General features: G+C 63.5%; 18 protein-coding genes. 6 read left to right on the plus strand and 12 right to left on the minus strand.

Annotated elements, in window-relative coordinates; genetic code table 11:
- Positions 1-61 precede the first annotated feature (61 nt).
- The 3 genes from OEZ71_RS15480 to OEZ71_RS15490 all read left to right on the plus strand — a co-directional run bounded on the left by OEZ71_RS15480 (position 62) and on the right by OEZ71_RS15490 (position 4010).
- Complete coding sequence (locus OEZ71_RS15480; RefSeq protein WP_263740929.1) at positions 62-2518, plus strand: Lon protease family protein; 2457 nt, start codon at positions 62-64, stop codon at positions 2516-2518.
- Complete coding sequence (locus tag OEZ71_RS15485) at positions 2511-3257, plus strand: hypothetical protein (protein ID WP_263740930.1); 747 nt, start codon at positions 2511-2513, stop codon at positions 3255-3257. The genes OEZ71_RS15480 and OEZ71_RS15485 overlap by 8 nt, the downstream gene beginning before the upstream one ends.
- A gap of 93 nt (positions 3258-3350) precedes the next feature.
- Positions 3351-4010 carry a phosphoribosyltransferase gene (locus OEZ71_RS15490; protein WP_263740931.1) on the plus strand — a complete coding sequence of 220 codons (660 nt, stop codon included), beginning with the start codon at positions 3351-3353 and terminating at the stop codon, positions 4008-4010.
- On the opposite strand, the gene OEZ71_RS15495 is transcribed toward OEZ71_RS15490, so the two are convergent.
- The 9 genes from OEZ71_RS15495 to OEZ71_RS15535 all read right to left on the minus strand — a co-directional run bounded on the left by OEZ71_RS15495 (position 3961) and on the right by OEZ71_RS15535 (position 11938).
- Positions 3961-5139 carry a cation:proton antiporter gene (locus tag OEZ71_RS15495; protein WP_263740932.1) on the minus strand — a complete coding sequence of 393 codons (1179 nt, stop codon included), beginning with the start codon at positions 5137-5139 and terminating at the stop codon, positions 3961-3963. The two genes, OEZ71_RS15490 and OEZ71_RS15495, sit on opposite strands and share 50 nt — an antisense overlap.
- 4 nt (positions 5140-5143) lie before the next feature.
- On the minus strand, positions 5144-5542 hold the full coding sequence (locus tag OEZ71_RS15500; RefSeq protein WP_263740933.1) for a CBS domain-containing protein: 399 nt from the start codon (positions 5540-5542) through the stop codon (positions 5144-5146).
- Between the two features lie 178 nt (positions 5543-5720).
- Positions 5721-6674: an FAD:protein FMN transferase gene (locus OEZ71_RS15505; protein ID WP_263740934.1), complete on the minus strand. Its 954-nt coding sequence runs from the start codon at positions 6672-6674 to the stop codon at positions 5721-5723.
- A gap of 3 nt (positions 6675-6677) precedes the next feature.
- Complete coding sequence (nqrF, locus tag OEZ71_RS15510) at positions 6678-7898, minus strand: NADH:ubiquinone reductase (Na(+)-transporting) subunit F (RefSeq protein ID WP_263740935.1); 1221 nt, start codon at positions 7896-7898, stop codon at positions 6678-6680.
- Positions 7895-8497 carry an NADH:ubiquinone reductase (Na(+)-transporting) subunit E gene (nqrE, locus tag OEZ71_RS15515; protein ID WP_263740936.1) on the minus strand — a complete coding sequence of 201 codons (603 nt, stop codon included), beginning with the start codon at positions 8495-8497 and terminating at the stop codon, positions 7895-7897. Before nqrE ends, nqrF begins: the two co-directional genes overlap by 4 nt.
- Positions 8494-9144 (minus strand): NADH:ubiquinone reductase (Na(+)-transporting) subunit D, encoded by a 651-nt coding sequence (locus OEZ71_RS15520; protein ID WP_263740937.1) that lies wholly within the window; start codon positions 9142-9144, stop codon positions 8494-8496. Before OEZ71_RS15520 ends, nqrE begins: the two co-directional genes overlap by 4 nt.
- A 1-nt stretch (position 9145) precedes the next feature.
- Positions 9146-9943: an NADH:ubiquinone reductase (Na(+)-transporting) subunit C gene (nqrC, locus tag OEZ71_RS15525; RefSeq protein ID WP_263740938.1), complete on the minus strand. Its 798-nt coding sequence runs from the start codon at positions 9941-9943 to the stop codon at positions 9146-9148.
- A complete protein-coding gene (locus OEZ71_RS15530) occupies positions 9936-10703 on the minus strand; it encodes an RnfABCDGE type electron transport complex subunit D (protein ID WP_263740939.1) in 768 nt (255 codons plus the stop codon). Before OEZ71_RS15530 ends, nqrC begins: the two co-directional genes overlap by 8 nt.
- The gene (locus OEZ71_RS15535; protein ID WP_263740940.1) at positions 10700-11938 is read right to left on the minus strand and encodes a hypothetical protein; all 1239 of its coding nucleotides are present in this window, start codon (positions 11936-11938) and stop codon (positions 10700-10702) included. The genes OEZ71_RS15530 and OEZ71_RS15535 overlap by 4 nt, the downstream gene beginning before the upstream one ends.
- Positions 11939-12092: 154 nt before the next feature.
- Here OEZ71_RS15535 and OEZ71_RS15540 point away from each other — a divergent pair, with 154 nt between their 5' ends.
- A complete protein-coding gene (locus OEZ71_RS15540) occupies positions 12093-13175 on the plus strand; it encodes a polyheme membrane-associated cytochrome C (RefSeq protein WP_263740941.1) in 1083 nt (360 codons plus the stop codon).
- Between the two features lie 387 nt (positions 13176-13562).
- Here OEZ71_RS15540 and OEZ71_RS15545 read toward each other — a convergent pair whose 3' ends face one another.
- Entirely contained in the window at positions 13563-14048 is a 486-nt protein-coding gene (locus OEZ71_RS15545; RefSeq protein WP_263740942.1) for an Hsp20/alpha crystallin family protein, read from the minus strand.
- 147 nt (positions 14049-14195) lie between these two features.
- Between OEZ71_RS15545 and OEZ71_RS15550 the strand changes: the two genes are divergently transcribed.
- Positions 14196-15392 (plus strand): DUF2807 domain-containing protein, encoded by a 1197-nt coding sequence (locus OEZ71_RS15550; protein WP_263740943.1) that lies wholly within the window; start codon positions 14196-14198, stop codon positions 15390-15392.
- A gap of 322 nt (positions 15393-15714) precedes the next feature.
- Here OEZ71_RS15550 and OEZ71_RS15555 read toward each other — a convergent pair whose 3' ends face one another.
- Positions 15715-16395 carry a helix-turn-helix domain-containing protein gene (locus OEZ71_RS15555; protein ID WP_263740944.1) on the minus strand — a complete coding sequence of 227 codons (681 nt, stop codon included), beginning with the start codon at positions 16393-16395 and terminating at the stop codon, positions 15715-15717.
- A 166-nt stretch (positions 16396-16561) separates the two neighbouring features.
- Here OEZ71_RS15555 and OEZ71_RS15560 point away from each other — a divergent pair, with 166 nt between their 5' ends.
- Positions 16562-17299 (plus strand): response regulator, encoded by a 738-nt coding sequence (locus OEZ71_RS15560; protein WP_263740945.1) that lies wholly within the window; start codon positions 16562-16564, stop codon positions 17297-17299.
- An 85-nt stretch (positions 17300-17384) separates the two neighbouring features.
- Here OEZ71_RS15560 and OEZ71_RS15565 read toward each other — a convergent pair whose 3' ends face one another.
- Positions 17385-18920, minus strand: a complete 1536-nt coding sequence (locus tag OEZ71_RS15565; RefSeq protein ID WP_263740946.1) for a PAS domain S-box protein — start codon at positions 18918-18920, stop codon at positions 17385-17387.
- Positions 18921-18972: the final 52 nt, after the last annotated feature.

The raw sequence follows: 18972 nt of genomic DNA on the forward strand, positions 1-18972 counted from the left end.
GTTCGGCGAGTTGATTGAGCGGGATCAATCGGCACGGGCATCGCGGTGGGATACTCGCGGAGTGGAACACGAGGACGATATGGCCAATCCGGTTGGACCAGCACCGCTGCCAGTCGTGAAACTCTCGGCGCCTGTCAAAGCCGAGGACTTCACGTTCTCGACCAGCGCCGAGCTTCACGGAACTAACTGGATCGGACAAGACCGGGCCCTGGGCGCGCTTCGCATGGCCGCAGAGATGCGCCACAGCGACTTCAATGCCTTTGTCCTTGGAAACCCCGGCAGCGGACGCCGCCGGATGACCCGGGCGATTCTTGCTGAGGCGGCAATGAACCGGCCGCGCCCGGCGGACTGGGTCTATGTCAACAATTTCGACGCGCCCGACAAACCGGTCGCGATCGAACTGCCCCCGGGAATGGCAACGAAGCTTCGCAAGGCGATGGAAGAGCTGATCGACGAACTGGCCAACGACATACCGGCGCTGTTCGACTCGGAAGACTATCAGACCCGCCGACGCAGCATCGAACAAAGCTATACCGAAGAGCATGAAGCGGAGATGAGCAGGGTCTTCGAACAGGCCCGCGCACGCGACGTCGCCATCCTTCGCACACCCATGGGGTTTACTGTCGTCGGTACCCGTGACGGCGAGGTCATGACGCCCGAGAAATACCGGAACCTGAGTGAGGATGAACAGGCGGCCATTGACGCGGCGGTCGATGAGACCGAGCAGGAACTGGCGGCGGCACTCAAGGCGGTGCCCGGGCGCGAAAAGCAGCACCGGCGCGATGTCGAGGACCTGAACTACGCGATGGCGACCGGCGGCGTCGATGTCGCCATCCGTACCTTGCGCGAGTCATTTTCCGGGATTCAGGCGGTAACGGATTATCTCGATGCGGTGCGCGGTGACCTGATCGAGAATGCGGAGATTTTTCTGGTCCGTGAGGATGGCGCCGAGGCCGGACCGTTCCCTGTTGCGACGACACGGCATTATGCAAAGCCGCGGTTCCAGCGCTACGCGGTCAACGTCGTCGTTGCGCAGGAGGGGGATGGCGAAAACGGTGCGCCAGTGATCGAGGAGGACCTGCCCACGCTCGCCAACCTCATCGGCCGGATCGAATACGCCTCGGAAATGGGGGCGTTGGTGACGAATTTCACCATGATCAAGCCGGGTGCCCTGCACCGCGCCAATGGCGGATTTCTCATTCTCGACGCACGCCAGATCCTGTCCGAACCTTTTGCCTGGGATGCGCTGAAACGCTGCCTCAGAACCCACGAGATCGCGATCTATTCTCCCGCCGAACGGCTCAGCCTGATTTCCACCGTCTCGTTGGCACCCGATCCGGTGCCGCTGGATGTACGAGTGATCCTGTTGGGCGAAAGGATCTTCTATTATCTGCTCGCCGCGCTCGATCCGGATTTTGCCCATCTTTTCAAGCTTGAGGCCGATTTCAACGACCATATCACAACGGGCAGCGATGGTTCCGGCGCCTATGCGGCGATGATCGCGGAGATCGCGCGGGATGGTGGTCTCAGGCCACTCGATCCCCCTGCGATGGCGCGGATCTTCAACGAAAGTCACCGCATGACGGGCGACGCGGAGCGACTGTCATTGAGCCTTGACCATCTTTCCGATCTTCTGCGGGAAGCCGACTTCTGGTCGGGTTCTGAGGGGCATGACGTTATCGGTGCCGAGGCGGTCGAAAAGGCTGTTGCCGAGCGCGAGTTCCGAGCCGGGCGGCTGCGCGAGCTTGGCGCGGAGGCGATCCTGCGCGAAACCCTGATGATCGACACCGATGGCGTACGGGTTGGTCAGATCAACGCGCTGTCAGTTCTGGAGATCGGCGGTACCCGTTTCGGCCTGCCGTCGCGGCTGACCGCTCGGACCCGGCTGGGCACCGGCAAGGTCGTTGATATCGAGCGTGAGACCGAACTGGGCGGCCCGATCCATTCCAAGGGTATGCTGATCCTTCAGGGCTATCTTGCGGCGGCCTATGCCACCGATGCGCCGATGTCGCTCTGGGCCAGCCTCGTCTTCGAACAGAGTTATGGCGGCGTCGATGGCGACAGCGCCTCGGCAGCTGAGCTGCTGGCGATAATCTCGTCGCTGTCGGACGTGCCGATCGACCAATCCTTGGCGATCACCGGTTCCGTCAACCAGTTCGGCGACATTCAGGCAATTGGTGGTGTGAACGAAAAGATCGAGGGCTTCTTTGACATTTGCGCCGCGCGTGGCCTGACCGGGCGCCAGGGCGTTCTGATTCCGGCGGCCAACGTAAAGCACCTCTCGCTCCGCCGTCGTGTGATCCAGGCGGTGGAGGCCGGTCAGTTCCGCATATTGCCGATGCGAACGATTGCCGACGGCATCGAAGCGCTGACCGGGACAGTCGCAGGAACACGCTTGCCGGATGGTCTTTATCCGGAGGGCAGCGTGAACCGCCGCGCCGAAGATCAATTGCGCGCCTTTGCCGCGAAGCGCAAGGCATTCGGACGGGCGGGCAAGGAGGTCAGGACAGATGTCTGAGACCGGTTCGCCGCCTTTCCGCGTGATCCTGAGCGCGACATGTTACGCCGATGCCGAAGCGGCGTTGCATCTGGCCGTTCTTCTGGCGCGACAGGTCGGCGCGGGTCTGCACGGCCTCTTGGTCAGCGATGAGGCGATCCTTGAAGCCGCCAGACACCCGCATGCCCGCGCTGTTTCTTTCTCCGGGCAAGCCGTGTCCCAGGTAACGGTCGAAACCATGCGCGCCGCCTTCCGCGCTGACGCACGGCTTTTTGAGAAGCGGCTGGTTCAGGCGGCGCGGGATGCGGTTCTCGACACCGGGTTCAGTGCCATCGGCGGTCGATTGATGGCGGTGCTTGCACAGATCACCGGCGCCAGGGATATCGTCGTCGTCGGGTTCCGCAGGGCGCTGCGGGAGGGCGACGCGCTGATCCTGGTTCTCGGCGACCGCAACCCCGACAGCGGCCAGCTGTCTCTCGCCCTCCATCTTGCTGCCGCTGCCCACAAGCGTCTTGTCGTCTTCGCCACGCCACGGTGGGAAGAAGAGATCGTCGCAGCATTTCGCCGCGGTAGCGGTGTAAGGCACAACGAATACCGCCCCTATCTCGGGACCGGGAACCTGTTGCGTGAGCTTGAGCGGATGAGCCCCGCCGCCTTGATCATCGCAACCGGCCAAGACGAGGCGCTTCCTGTCACAGCCTTGATCAACGCGGCGCGCTGCCCGGTGATCCTGACGGGCCCCGCAACGGAGGGAAAATAATCTCTGGCGCGCTGCTGGCCAAATGTGAAGGTCTGAAATGCAGCGAGGATCGGACAGTTGTCGGGACAACGGGATCAAATCGGGAGATGAATTATGCGCTATCGCGATCGAACGGAAGCCGGCGAAAGGCTGGCACAGGAGCTTAAGGCGCTCGACTTGCCCGACCCAGTGGTCCTTGCCCTTCCCCGGGGCGGCGTTCCGGTTGCCTATGAGGTGGCGCGCGAGCTTGCCGCGCCGCTTGATCTTGTCATGGTGCGCAAGATCGGCGTGCCTTCTCAGCCAGAGCTTGCCGCCGGCGCGGTTGTCAACGGTGCCAATCCCGAGATCGTGGTGAATGAGGAGGTCGCCCGCCATGCGCGACTGGTGCCTGCCGACATCGAGAGGCTGGCTGAAGCACAGCTGGACCTGATCCGCGAACGCCGGGGGCTTTATCTGAAAGGCCGCGTGCAGGTGCCGCTATCGGGCCGCACTGCCGTCGTCGTCGATGACGGCATTGCCACGGGCGCGACGATGCGGGCGGCACTGAAGGCGGTGCGGCGGCAGGCACCCGCACGAATTGTGCTTGCAGTGCCGGTCGCGGCGCCCGAGACGCTTGAGGCGATGAAGAAAGAGGCCGATCTGATCGTCTGCCCGAATGTGCCGACCTATCTCGGCGCGATCGGGGCGTTCTACGTCACCTTCGATCAGACTTCGGATGACGAGGTCATCCGGCTTCTCGATGCGGCGGCTGAGCGGCCCGCTTCAGGGCAATGACGGTGATCAGCGGGCCAACGACCTCAAAGACGACGGTGCTGGCGATGGTGATCCCGAGGATCACTTCGGCCCGCTCGGGAAAGCGTTCACCGGCAATCAGTGCCATGCCGATGGCAACGCCCGCCTGCGGCATTAGCGCGAGACCGGAAAGCCACCCCTCGCGGGCCGGCAGACCGGCAATTGCCCCGCCGATCCATCCGCCGGTTACCCGTGACAGGGCGCGCAACCCGATATAGGCGGCACCGGCGAGGCCAAGCCCCCCAAGCGATGTGGGGTCGAGTGAGGCACCCGCCATCACGAAAAGAAGCAGCATGAACGGCCATTCGATTCGCTCGATTTCGTGGAACGGCCGGTCGTGGTGGCGGGCGAAATGGGCAATGACGGTGCCGCAGACCATGCCGGTCAGAAGAAAGGAAAGCCCGAGATAGAGCGACAATCCGGTGCAGAGAAAGACGAGGCCAAGCGCCTCCATCAGCGTCGGCTCCCCGGGTTTGAGGCGGCCGGTCAGATAGGCGGCGGGCAGGCCGATTGCCGCGCCAAGAGCGATGGACCCGCCAAGATCCACCAGCGTCTGGAACAAAGGCCCGGGTGTCGGCCCGCCCATGGTCAGATCGGCAATCAGAATAAGAAGGCTGAACAGAAGGATGCCCCAGGCGTCGTCGATGGCCACGATGCCAAGGATGTTTGTCGCGAAGCGTCCCTTTGCGCCGACGGACCGGATCACCTCATGTGTGGCTGCCGGATCGGTCGCGACGGCAAGTCCCGCCAGCATCAGCGCCAGCACCGGATCGCCGGACAGAAGCCATAGCCCCACCCCAACAAATGCGGCCGAGGTCAGGACTACTGCCAGTGACAGCGTCAGGATCTCGCGCCCATGTGCGTGCAGCGTTTCGGGCTTGAGCCTGCCGCCCAACAGGAAGGCAACCATCGTCAGGGCGGTTGGGGCAACCGCGTCATCAGTCCCGGCAAGCGCCGTGGGCAGAAGATCCAGACCCGGCGGTCCGATTGCCACGCCCAACAGGATCAGCAGGGTGACCCGCGGCACATGCGCCCGGCGTTCGAGGGCGTCGATGCCGATGCTGGCGAGGAACAAGGCTCCGATAGCAAGAACGGTTAGCGCTTCTCCCATTGCCTCACCTCCATTGATCGGCAAGCGCCCGCAGCACGTCGGCCCGGCTGATCTGACCCACGAGCCGTCCGCCCTGCATCACGGGAAACCGGCGATAGGGGCCTTTCAGAAATGCTTCGGTCGCCGCGACGATGTCCAGATCTGCGTCAAGCGTGTGGACATTGCCGCTCATATAATCGGCGACGCTGTCGCCCCACTCCTGATAGTAGCTCGCGTTGAGTGCAGCGCGCAGGCAATCCTTCTTGGAAAGAACGCCGACCAGTTGCCCGCTGCTGTCCACGACAGGTGCCCCGGAAATGTTCCGGTCAAGCAGCAGTTTCATGGCCCGGTTGATCTCCGTGTCCGGTGCCAGCGTCACAAGGTTCCTGGCCATGTAGTCGGCGACTTTTGGGCGATCAGTCATCCTCGCACCCTTCCTGCCGGTGGCGCGGGCACGCCGCGCAGGTTGCTCCGGGGATGCAGGACAACCCACCGCATGAGCCTGCGGGCGGACGGCGCCCGAAAAACCGGCCAATCGCGAGCCCGGCAAGGGCGAGGAGCGTGACTGCTAGGGTGGCTAGGAAACTGGTCATGCGATGGTCCTATTCTAAGACGTGGCGTGGGAAGGTGCCTGTCATGGATTCGCTGTAGGCGGGACCATGACCGGCAAGGAACAGGGCGTCGATGCCCTTCGCCCGGGCAAGCTCCGGCCCGGCTTCTGGGCCGAGGACGAGCAGCGCTGTCGCCAGCGCGTCTGCCTGTTCGGCCGTCCCGGCCAGCACCGAGACCGCGGCAAGGCCGCGCGTCGCGGGCCGTGCGGTGCGCGGGTCGATGACGTGGCTCAGCCCCAGCCGCGGATATCCATTCGCCCTGTGTCCCGATGTGGCCAGCGCCATGTCGTGAGGCCTGACGATGCGCTGCGCCGTCCCTCCGCCGGGAGTTTCCACCGCGACCAGCCAGTCGCGCCCTTCCGGATGACGCCCCCGGCATGCCACCTCGCCACCAAGCTCGATCAGGAAATTCCGGTGCCCGAGAATTTCAAGCGCCACAACCATCCGGTCGAGCGCATACCCCTTGGCAATGCCGCAAAGGTCGATGGTCAACTCGGGCATGGCCTTGCGAATGGCATCCGGGCGCGCATTCAGATCGGCGGGATCACCTGCCCCCTTTCCCGCTATCGGGCCAAAGCCATAGCGGTGGACCAACGGGCCGACCGTGGGGTTGAAGGCGCCACCGCTTAACCGCGAGACGTCCAGCGCATTCGAAAGCGTTTGGGCGAGAATTGGCGCGACCTTCTGCCAGCCAGTTTCGCGCGACATGTTGAACCGGGTCAGATCAGACTCCGCGCGATAGGGCGACATCGCCGCATCTACCGCGGCGATTTCGGACAAAAGCGCGTACCGCACGGCGTCGGAATCGATTCTGTCCGGCAAAACAACATGCCAGCTGCCGCCGAAGGCCAGTCCCGCCAACCGTGTCACCGCCTGCGCGGCACCAGCCGGCAGGGCGGCACTGGCGGCGGCGGACATGAGGAACAGGCGACGGGTCAGGTCCATGTCTCAGCCTCCGAAATCGTCGTTGAAGATGGCGTCCGGTTCGACCCCGGCATCCGACAACATGGCAAGGACGGCCTTGATCATCAGGGGCGGGCCGCAAAGGTAGTATTCGCACTCCTCGGGCGCGGGGTGAGTGGCGAGGAAACGTTCGGCCACGACCGAATGAATGAACCCCCTTGGCCCGTCCCAGCCGTCCCCCGGGCGCGGGTCTGACAGGGCGACGGTCCAGCGAAAATTCGGATGTTCCGTGGCCAGCGCATCGAATTCGTCGGAGTAGAACAACTCATCCCGGTTCCGTGCGCCGTACCAGAAGCTCATGCGCCGCGCCGTGCCCAGCCGCTGCAACTGGTCGAGGATGATCGCGCGCAGGGGCGCCATGCCGACCCCGCCGCCGATGAAGACCATCTCGCGCCCGGTCTCCTGCGCGCGAAAGCTGCCGAAGGGGCCCGAGACGGTGAGCCGGTCGCCGGGCTTCACACAGAAGAGGTAGGACGACACCTTTCCGGGCGGCGCATCGGCAAGCTGTGGCGGGGGCAGGGCAAGACGGATATTGAAGACAAGGCGCCCGGCTTCGCTGTCCTCCAGCCGGTTCGAGATCGAATAGGCGCGGGTTTCCGGCTTACCACTATCGGAGTGCAGGGCGCGGATGGGTGCCCAGACCTTTGCGTGCGCATCGGGCACCTCAAGCATGTGGAAATCCAGCCGATAGGGCGGCGCGGTGATCTGGAAGAACGATCCGGCGGGCAATGCGGGCCTGGCATCTTCTGGCAGGTCCACGACAACCTCGCGGATCAAGGGGGTAAGGAACCGTGCGGCGCTGACCGTGCAGTCATAGGACTTCGCGCCCGCCAGATCCTCGGGCAGATCGATCTCCACATCGCCCCGCAAAGTCACCTGACAGGCCAGCCGCAGACCCGCCGCGATCTCCGCCCGGCTCAGATGCTCCCGCTCGGTCGGCAGCGGTGCGCCGCCGCCCTGCGTGACCCGGACCCGGCACAGCCCGCAGGTCCCCGCACCGGCGCAGGCCGAGGGGATCAGGATGCCGCCATCCCCCAGTGCGGTCAGCAGCCGCTGGCCGGTGCGGGCGGCGATGTTTTCCGTCCCGTTGATCGTCACGGCCACGGGAAGTTCGGGCAGCAGAACCCGCCGCGCCCCCATGACAGCGAGCGCCAGTAGCAGAAGCAGGGCGGTCAGAAGCACGGTGCCAAGGAGGATCGCGGTCATGGCGCCCCCCATCCTGCGACGGCAGAGAGGCCAAGCGACATGAGGCCGGTGACCAGAAACGCCGAACCGAGGCCCTGAAGCCCTGCTGGGATCAGGCTGTATCTCAGCCGTTCGCGGATCGCTGCGAAGGTGACGATGGCAAGCGCCCAGCCGATCCCAGTGCCAAGGCCGTAGACCACGGATTCGGCGAAGCTGTAGCGGCGTTCGACCATGAAAAGGCTGGCACCCAGAATGGCGCAGTTCACGGTGATGAGCGGCAGGAAGATGCCAAGCGCCCGGTAAAGCCCCGGCGCGAAGCGATCGAGGGTCATTTCAAGGATCTGCACCATTGCCGCTATGACGCCGATGAAGGCGATGAGCCTGAGATAGGTCAGGTCGAGATCTGGCAGTCCCGCCCAGGCCCATGCGCCCTCGCTCAAGAGGTAGGTATGGATCAGGTTGTTCGCGGGCACGGTAATTACCTGCACAACGATCAGGGCCAGTCCGAGCCCCGCCGCTGTTTCCACTCGCCGCGACACGGCAAGAAAGGTGCACATGCCGAGGAAGAACGACAGCGCAAGGTTCTCGCCGATCATCGCGGTGAGGAAGAGGTCGCTCATGCGTCCTCCTCTTCGCTACTGAGTTGGTATTCCGGCCTTTCTACCTGCGCGGGACGCCATGCGCGGATCGCCCAGATCAGAAGGCCGAGGATGAAGAAGGCCGCGGGCGCGCGCTGCATCAGGGCAAGGGTCGTGAACCCGTCAAGTCCGAGCATCGGTGCCAGCGGCACACCGAGGATTGTCCCCAGGCCAAGCCCTTCACGCAGCGTTCCGACGACGATCAGGATAAGACTGTAGCCCAGCCCGTTGCCGAGCGCGTCGAGAAAGCTCTCCCCCGGCGGATGACGCATGGCAAAGGCCTCGGCCCGGCCCATGACGAGGCAGTTGGTGACGATGAGGCCGACGAAGACCGACAGGCGCTGGCTCATCTCATAGGCGAAGGCGCGCAGCAGCCCGTCCATGACGATGACGAGGGCCGAGATGATGGTGATCTGGATGATCAGCCGCACGGAATGGGGAATGTGGTTACGGATCATGCTGATGAGCGTGGCCGAGAGGCTGATCACCACGGTCAGCGCCAGCGACATGGTCAATGCGGTGGCAAGGGTCGTCGTCACTGCAAGCGCCGAGCAGATGCCGAGGATCTGCAGCGTGATCGGGTTTTCGTCGATCAGGGGGCGGGTCAGGCGGTCGGGCAATCCGGTCATGTCAGAAGCCCCTCTCGCGCAGCCGGTCGAGGAAGGGCCCGAAGCCCTGATCGCCCAGCCAGAAGGTAAGCATCGCGGTGATGCCGTTGCCGGTGCGGGTTGCGCCGGAAATGCCGTCGACCTCATAGGGCCCGGCTGCCCCCTGCGTGACGCGGATCATGATCCGGCCGTCGTCGTCCGTGATCCGGTGTCCGGGCCAGAGCGCCTGCCAGTCCGGTTCGGCGATCCGGGCGCCGATGCCGGGGGTTTCGGCCTGCTCGACAATGGTCAGCGCCGCAACCGTGTTCAGATCGGGCTCCAGCGCGAGATAGGCGCGGATCAGCGACTGATAGCCCATGCCCGAGACGGGAAGGACGACGAGGTGCAGTCTGCCGTCCCGTTCCAGCAGGTAAACCGGCGCATGGGTGGCGATGCGCTTCAGTCCGGCGGGGTCGGCTCCCGGCGGCAGGTCGCGGCTGGTGGCCGGGCCTTTCGCGGCTTCGTCCGGGTCGAAGCTGGCCGGGTCGATTGCGGGGTCATACTGCCCGGACTGCAGATCGACGATGCGGGTTTCCAGCGTGTCGATCCCGGCCTCGACCATCAGGCCTCTGAGACCCGGCAGTGTGTTCAGCATGGCGTCGAGGCGCGCCTGACGTTCGCGTTCTACATGGACCTGCTGGTAGGGTTTCAGCACGGTCGCGGCGGTCGAAACCCCGAGTGCCGCGACGAAGGCCACAAGAACGGTCATGCCCACGGCCTTGCGCGGATCGTCGTTCGCCATGGCGAACAGCCGCCACCAGGGGACAGGGGTTTCAGCCACGGGCGGACCTCCTGCCGGTTCGGGCGCGGATCACGATGTCGTCGATCAGCGGCGCGACGAGCCCCGCGAGAAGTGCTGCAAAGACGACCGCCGACGCCAGACCCGTTGCACTGAAAAACGCGGCGAGAAGCCCAGCGACAATTCCATAGAGCCATCGCCCCGCCTGCGTCGCTGCCGAGGCAACGGGGTCCGCGACGAGGAAGGTCGCCGCGAAGAGCGCAGCGAGGAATGTCTCGGGTTCGGGTGCAGTCCCGTTCACCACGGCGAAGCCGGCGATGAGCCCGATGGCAAGCGCGACCAGAACCCGCCAGAAGACGAGCCCGAGGGCCAGCAGCAGGGCGAGGCCCGGCAGCGTTGCATAGCCGAGGTCGGGACCCGGCTCTGGCAGGACGGTGCCGGGAAAGGCGAAGATCAGGAAGGCCAGCGAAACTGCGGCTGCGTTGAGAAAGCCGAAGCCGCGCCCGCCGAAGACCTGTTCGCCGATCACGATGCCGAAGCTCAGGGCCAATGCGAGGTGCCAGAGTGGCAGATCCGTTGGCGCCATCACGCTCACGATCAGCGCGGTGGCAATGCCGTGCCACGACGGTGGCTGGCGCCGCGCGCGGGTGAAGATCAGCTCCCAGATCAGGCTGACGACCAGCGCCGTGACGAGGACGCGCAGCGCCGCGTTGCCGTTCCGGTCCAGCATGGTTAGAACAGGGGGCAGCAGGGCCAGTGTCACCGCAAATGTAACCTGCCAGGGCTGGCGGATCGCGATCATCCTTCCGCCTCCATCCGGTCGAGCACGGTCCGCAATTTCGCGGCGTAGTCGGTGCCGCTGGTGCACCGGTGGCTTGCCCGTAACATGTCCTCCTCGACAAGGGCACGCCCGCCCAGCTTCTCGACACTTTCGGCATCGCCGACCGTCAGTGCCCTCAGGAACGGGACCGCCGGAATGCCGACGGGCAGCGCGGTATCGAGGCCGGCGTGGGGCAGGATCGGCCGGAGTGCACCACTTGACGAGGTCAGCGCCTTCCACAGGTTTGACGTTTGCGGCGGCACGATTCGCGCGGCAGACGTATCGTAGCGGCTTAGCCAGAGCGCTTCGTTCCCGCTGATTGCAGGGCCGGAAATCAGGTTGGCGGCCGGGGGGCTGGAACCAACGAAAAGGTCATGAAGGCTCACGCCCAGAAGCGCCCGTTTCAGGACCGGCCTGCCGGAATGCGCATCCGTGATCGCGACGATCCGTTCGCCGGGGAATTGCCCGGTGCGCAGAAGCTGACCGATGGCGACGACGTCCTGCCAGCCAATGGTCCAGACCGGCCGGTCCCGGACCTGACCGTGCAGCTGAGCAACATGATGGCTCGTCATTGATGTCATCGGGTGCGGCGCAAAAAACGCGCGGCGAATGCCCGGAGTTTCGATCTCAGGCAGCTCGAGTCCTTCGGGAAAGCAGGTAAGCACGGCACCCTCGGTCAGAAGCGTCAGAAGCCTGAGACCGGCGGCGAATTCTTCCGCAACCCCGGGAAGCAATGCGGCCGGGTCGGGTGCGCCGTCGAACCCGGCCATGGCGTGGACAAAGATGGCGTCCGCGCGGGCATCGGGCGGGGGGATGCGCCCGAAGGGCCGGCTGCGAAAGGCTGGCCACAGGCCCCGCGACAGGAGGAGCGCGCGCGCATCGCCAGCGGTTCCGACGCGGATGGGCGCGGATGCCGCCTTCTCAGCCTTATCGCCGTCAAGCTCGACGATCAGTGCCGAAAGTCGCCGCCCTGCGGCGAAGGTGACGGACGCGACCCGGCCTGATGCCGGGGCGACGAAGGCAATGTCGGGGTGCTTGCGGTCGGTGAACAGAACCTGACCCGCGACAACGGCGTCCCCTTCCTTCACCCGCAAATCTGCCCGCAGGCCGGGATAGTCCGCGCCGAGCAGCGCGACCGAATGCAGGCGCACCGGCGGTTCGACGGCACCACCGACAGCCCGCACGGGACGACCTTTGATGAAAGGGGTAAGGAACATCCGGGACACTCCAGGCATCTTGTGGATGCAGGATGGTCGGTTCTGTCCGTGCGCACCCTGACACACATCAATGACTGGCGTCGGGGAAGCCGCAGAATGGCCTGACATTCAGTCCATGGTCGTAATCGGCCAGCCAAGGCAGGAGTCCCTACCGATGATCGCCCCCCGTATCCTCATCATTTCACTTCTTCTTGCGTGTGGAGGTGCCGCTTCCGTTTATGCTCAGGAGGATGCCGCTACGCTTTCGGGTGCGGTGGAGGCGTGGCTGAACTCACCCCATGCCCGACGCGGGTCGGAGTCCTTCACGCACTGGGACGAGGACGGAGAGATCCCACCGCAATGCGCGACCTGTCATTCAAGCATCGGCATGCGCGACTTCCTCGGCGGCGACGGCAGCACACCGGGGCAGGTGGATCATCCTACCGCCCTGGGAGCGCTGATCGACTGTACCACCTGTCATTCGGCGGCTGCAGCTGCGCTGGATCAGGTGACCTTCCCGAGTGGCGTAGCCATCGGCGGGTTCGGCCCGTCGGCAACCTGCATGGTCTGCCATCAGGGGCGGACATCCGGAGACGGCGTCAATGCCACGACGGCCGGGCTTGACGACGACGCGGTGGCGCCGGAGCTTGGTTTCGTCAACGTGCACTACCGGGCCGCGGCGGCGAGTCTTCTCGGAACCGAGGTGCGCGGCGGCTTTGAATATCCGGGCAAGACCTATGCCGGACGGTTTGCCCATGTTCCGAACTTCAACACCTGTACCTCCTGCCACGAACCGCATGCGCTTGAGGTGCGGGCCGAACCTTGCGCCGAATGCCACAAGACCGCCAATCTGACCGCGATCCGGACGCGGCCCGCGGATGCGGACGGTGACGGCAATACCGGCGAAGGGGTGGCTTTCGAAATCACCGGCCTTCACGACGCACTTGGCCACGCGATCATGGCCTATGCTGCCGAGGTGGCCGGAAAACCGGTTGTCTACGCGCCAGACGCCTATCCGTATTTCTTCGTGGACCTCAACGGGAACGGATCGGTGGATGCGGACGAGGCGGCCTATCCCAACCGCTATCAAAGCTGGACGCCGCGCCTTCTGAGGGCCGCTTACAATTACCAGTTCGTCGCGAAGGATCCCGGCATCTACGCCCACAATCCCAGCTACGCGATACAGCTTATGATCGACAGTCTCGACGATCTTGGAAAGGCGACCGGCCTTGATACAGGTGCCTGGATCAGACCGTAGCCTGCTTGAGGGATGCAAGCCCGCCCCGTGCCTGTCGCGATCCTGTCAGGCGAAGATGACGTTCAGTACCGCTGCAGCGGGATTCGGACACCAATCGAGACGACGCTGTCACGCCGGTCAAAGTTGAGTGCCTCTCTTGGAGAATTGCCGGTACCGGTTACCGGGGCAGTGCCACCTTCGGCGGTGCCAAAGTCATAGTATCTGTGGGAGAGATCGACCAAAACCGGATGCTGCCCGGCACGCGTCACCTGACACGGCGCGCCCGGTTTATGCACGGGCTAAACGGTACGGTGGCCCGGAATCGCGACGATGCGGGAAAAAGAGCCGGCCGCGGGAGTGATCCGCGGCCGGCAACGGCCCTAGCAGGCGCACCGGGGACAGGTGCGTTCAGCTTTTGCCGATCTTGATCTTGCGTGTTCTGGATGCAGCCCCTTCGGGCTTGTCGATGTGCAGCTTCAGCACGCCGTCCTTGAAACGTGCCTGCACCTTGCCTTCGTCCGGCGTAAAGCCGAGCGACACCGAGCGGCGGAAACTGCCATAGCGGCGTTCGACAACGTGGTAGTTTTCCTCCTTCTCCTCGTGATCGCTCGACTTCTCGCCCTTCAGCGTCAGAACGCCATCGGTAATTGACACATCGATGTCCTTTTCCGCGACACCGGGGATTTCAGCCGAGATGTCGATGGCCGTGTCGGTTTCGGCGATATCGAGCGCCGGCATGAGACTGTCTTCGCTGCGGTCCCAGAGATCGCGGGCCGACATTGGCCAACCGGTGCCGAAGCGATCGAAAACACGTTCGATTTCGTCATGCAGGGACTTGAAAAAGGGACTGTCTTGCGCTGGCTCGATGCGGCTGGGAAGGGCTCTATGTTTCATGACGGCTCTCCTGACGGTATTCGGCTCCGCCCGACTCGGGGGCATGCGTGAGTCTAGGGCGGACTAGCCGGAAAGACCTGATTTCGATCAGTCGGGCGGGTATCGGCATGGCTTATGGTCAAACCCCGCAAGCCCGGAGGAGCAGTCATGACGTTTCGCGCAGCAATCTTTGCCCTTCTGACAGCCGTGGCATCGCCGGCCGGGGCCGGACCCGAGATTCAAGCGCTGGGCGGCGATCTTTTCATCGGCGGCTCGGGGACGGCGCGGTCGCTGGAGGCTGAACGAGATGTCTTCGCAGGCGGTGCCTCGCTGGTCATCGACGGCAGGGTCGCCGAGGATCTGCATGTCAGCGGTTTCGACGTTGATGTCGATGCGCAGACCGCCGGAGACCTTTACGCGGCGGGTGGCGCGGTGACGATCCGCGCCGCGACAGGCGGCGATCTGAGCGCTGCGGGTTTTTCCCTGCGCACGGCGCCGGCAGCTGAAACCGGCGGCAATGCGCGACTGGCGGGCGGGACGCTGACGATCGAGGGGCCCGTCAGGGGCGCGCTGGTGGCGACGGGCGCCGAGATCATATTCGATGCGCCGGTCGCAGGCGATGTCTGGTTGACCGCACACAACCTCACCTTGGGCGATGCCGCTAAGATCGGCGGCAAGCTGATCTATTCCACCCCCTCCGAGATCATCATCCCGCCCGGCGTTATCGACGCAGACCGGATCACCTACCGGCCGCTCGACCGGATGCAGATGTTCGAAGAGGCCCGCGATGCCTGGGGGTCGCGTGAATACCCGGCCTTGCCCGGCTTCATGTCGTTCTTCGCCGGGTTCATCCTGATGCTCGCCTTCTTCCTCGGGCTTGCCGCGATCTGCCTGACCTTCCTGCCGCGACAGGTCGCGCATCTGAAAAGGAGCGCGGATAACCGGCCGGGCACGACCCTGCTGACTGGCCTTATCGGACTTTCTATCCTCTTCGGTCTCGTCCCGGTCAGTGCGCTGACTGTGATCGGCTTGCCAATGGTGCCGATCGTCATCCTGACCATCATCGCGATCTGGGTGCTGGGATATGTTCTCGGCGCCTATGTGGTGACGATGCGGTTGACTGGCGCTTTCGGGCCCGGGGATTCGCCGGGGCGGATCGGCGAGCTTGGCCTTCTCGCGGTGACACTGACCGCAGCTGCGGTTCTCAACTTCATCCCGGTGCTCGGATGGGTGCTCAATTTCGGCCTCGTTCTTTTCGGAACCGGCGCGATTGCCAGCGTCATTTTTGAACGGATGATTGGATCGGCCGGGCCTGTGCGCGACGCCGCGTTGGAACCGATTCCGGACGAACGCGACGGCGCGTGATCTGGCTTTTGAACGAGAAAGACGGATGCCTGCCAAGGGACTCAAAGTCATAGATCACACGGTACAATCGACGGATGAATGGTTCAATGAACTTCAGGAGCGCCTGCAACGGGCCAGCGCGCGTGATGTGCTGCTGGTGTTCCGGGTGACGATCCCAGCGCTACGCGATCGTCTCGGCATGACGCTACAGCCCAGTTCGCCGCGCAGATGCCGATCCTGATACCAGGTATCTATTACGAGGGCTGGAAACCCTCATCACCACCCCTGACGGATCGGAATGTTGAGGATTGCGCAGGGCATATCGAGCGCGAGGTCGCGGGAGTCACGATCCTTCCGCCATGGCCCGCAGCCGTGATGCGTCGAGCACGATCATCGTGTGCGCATCTTCAAGTGCGATGATCTTCTGCTCGCGAAACTGGGTAATAGACCGGCTGATCGTTTCAGGCGTCAGGCCGAGATAGTCTGCGATGTCGGAACGGTTCATCGGCAGGTGGATCAGCCGGTAAGCGCCGAGCGGCTCACCGATCCGGTCGAGCAGCAGACACAGGAAAGCCGCGACTTTCTCGCTGGCCAGCCGTCGGCCAAGCATCAGGAAATGATCCTGAAGCATGCTGATTTCGTCCAGCGCGGCTGCCATGATCACCGAATGAAACGAGGGATCGCCGTCGGGCAGCACAAGAGGGTCGCAGCGATGCGCGACGATCTCAGTCTGGGTCACGGCATCGCATTCCGTCGAATGTCGTCCGTCGTTGGGCAGGCCGACCAGATCGCCCGGAAAACCGAAGGCAATCACCTGACGCCGACCATCCTTGTGTAGGCGGGTAAGGCGGACGACACCGGAGACAACTTCGTAAACGAACCGTGCGGGGTCCGATTCAAAGTAGAGATGCTGCCCCTCGCTGAGCTGCCGCGACAGTCTTTCCACCACTGGTCGGGAACCGTTTGGAATGACGCGCAAGGTCTGCTGAACGGAATGAATGTCGCGAGTCGGTGCTGTTAACATGATCGCCCCCATGAATGCAGGAACAAGGTGAACGCGTCATGTCGCAGCCGTGTCGGTGGATTTGTATCAAAGTGTATCGGGGGCGGAATACTACAAGAGATTGAATTCCGAACTGTGAATATTACATTCTAGGCGTGGCATGATGATGTGCCATATTGGGGGGACAATGACAGACTGCCGAATTCTCGTCGTCGACGACGACAAGGCGGTGCGTGGCTTGTTGCGGCGCTGTCTGGAAAGCGACGGATATGAGGTAGCCGAGGCCGCCGGTGTCGATGACGCCATGGCGGCAGTTCGCGATGGCAGCATCGACCTCATGACGCTCGACCTCAATCTCAATGGCCAGAACGGACTCGACGTGGCTCAGGCGGTGCGAAAGTTCTCGGACGTGCCGATCGTCATGGTGACCGGACGCGGCGACGTGATCGACCGGATCGTCGGGTTGGAGATTGGCGCCGATGACTACATCACGAAACCATTCCATGTGCGTGAGGTTCTGGCGCGCATCCACAGCGTCCTGAGGCGAAGCGGGGGCGAAACGCACCCTGCGTCGGAGCGCGGCGCCAATGAAGCCTGCCCAGAATATGTATTCGCCGGGTTTCGGGCCATTCCGGATCGGCTGGAGCTTTTTAACCCTCAAGGTGAACTGATCGAATTGACGGGCGGCGATTATCGGTTGCTTAAGGTCTTTCTCGAAAGACCGCGCCGGGTTCTGTCGCGTGAACAGATCATGGATCTGGTGAACGGTACCGGCTGGTCGCCTCTTGACCGCACCATCGACAATCAGGTCGCGCGCCTGCGCAAGAAGATCGAGCGCGAGCCGGGGGCGCCGAAGCTGATCAAGACGGTGCGTGGTGTTGGTTATACATTTGCTGCCGAGGTCGCCGCGTCGGGCCGCCTGTAGCGTTTCGGCTTTTCGTTGAATCAGAATTCGAGCCTTTTTCTGTCGAAATCTGATGCTTGGTATCTCATCAAAAACACGAAGCGCTTTAGGTCGCCCGGCCTGACAGCAGGATTCTGAGGCGGGTTGCAAGCTCTCCCTGTCGGTAGGGTTTGGACAGCAACTGAAAATTCGTCGAAAACCCGTTGCCTGGATGGATCAGGTCGCCGGAAAAGCCTGAGGTGAGCAGGATCGCGATGTCGGGTCGTTCCGCCCGGACTTTGCGGGCAAGGTCCAGCCCGTTCATCCCGCCTGGCATCACGATATCAGTAAAAAGCGCGTCGATCGCGGGATTAGAGGCAAGCAGCGTCAGCGCCTCATTCGCGTTCGACGCAGGCAAGGCTCGGTAGCCAAGCGCCTCGATCCGACTTACCGAAAGGCGCAGGATGGCTTCTTCATCCTCAACGACCAGAATGGTCTGACCGGTATCTGGCGTGCCTTCCGGTTCGGGCCATTGGGCATCCGGCGAAACCGATGCGCCCACAGCCGCGGGAAAGTGCAGGCCAATGGTCGTGCCCAACCCGACCTCGCTGTAAAGCGTCACGTGCCCACCCGACTGACGCATGAAACCGTAGACGGTGGCAAGACCAAGACCGGTCCCCTTCCCTGGGGCCTTTGTGGTAAAGAAGGGCTCGAACGCCCGCCGTCTTACGTCCGGGGCCATGCCCTGACCATTGTCCGTTACCGAAATGCGTGCGTAGCGGCCCGGAGTTGCGCCGGTTTCTGCGGCAACGAACGTATCCGCTTCGACATTTGATGAACTGATGACAATCTCTCCACCGTTGGGCATCGCGTCCCGCGCATTGACGACAAGATTGATCAGCGCATTCTGCAACTGTGCCGGGTCGGCGTCGATTTGCAGCACATTGTCACCAAGCGCCGTGCTGAGCTTAACGTGGGGCGAGAGGGTGCGGGACAGGAGCGTGGTCACCTCTTCGATGACCGCGTTCACATCCAGCCGGATGGGCTGAAGCGGGCCTCGACGGCCATGGACCATCAGCTTGTCGATGACCTTCGAGCCGAGTTCGGCTGCCGTCAGCGCCTCGTTTAGCAGCGCCTTCTGATTGTCATCGACAAGTTTTGCTTCGAGCAGTTCGAGATTGCCAATGATGATCGTAAGGAGATTGTTGAAGTCATGGGCGATGCCGCCTGTCAGCCGGGCAAGCGCCTCCATTCGCTGAGCCGCCTCGACCGCCTGCTGCGCCTGGTGGCGATCCGTCAGGTCATGCAGAAAGCCGACAAAAACCGGCTGGTCGCCCATGGTGCCGTGCCCGACACTTAGATGAGCCGGGAAGATGCTGCCATCCTTGCGAACCGCTTCGACATCGCGACCGACCCCGATGATGTGGGCCTTGCCGGTGGCAAGATAGGCGGCAATCTTGCTGCTGTGGCCGACCTCCTCCGTATTCGGCACCAGCACATCGATGGAATCGCCCTCCATGTCACCCGGCGCATAGCCGAACATGGTCGCGGCTGCCCGATTGACCCTGATCATCCGGCCTTCGATATCGGCTACGATGATCGCGTCGACTGCCGCATCGAAAAGGGTATCGAGCAGATTAGAACTGTCACTCGCCTGCGTCATGACCGGGTGGCTTCCTTCGTCTTCCGGTCCCACCTTTGTCCGGCGGAGCACC

This window comes from Albidovulum litorale, from assembly GCF_025751495.1.
Taxonomy (GTDB): Bacteria; Pseudomonadota; Alphaproteobacteria; order Rhodobacterales; family Rhodobacteraceae; genus Albidovulum; species Albidovulum litorale.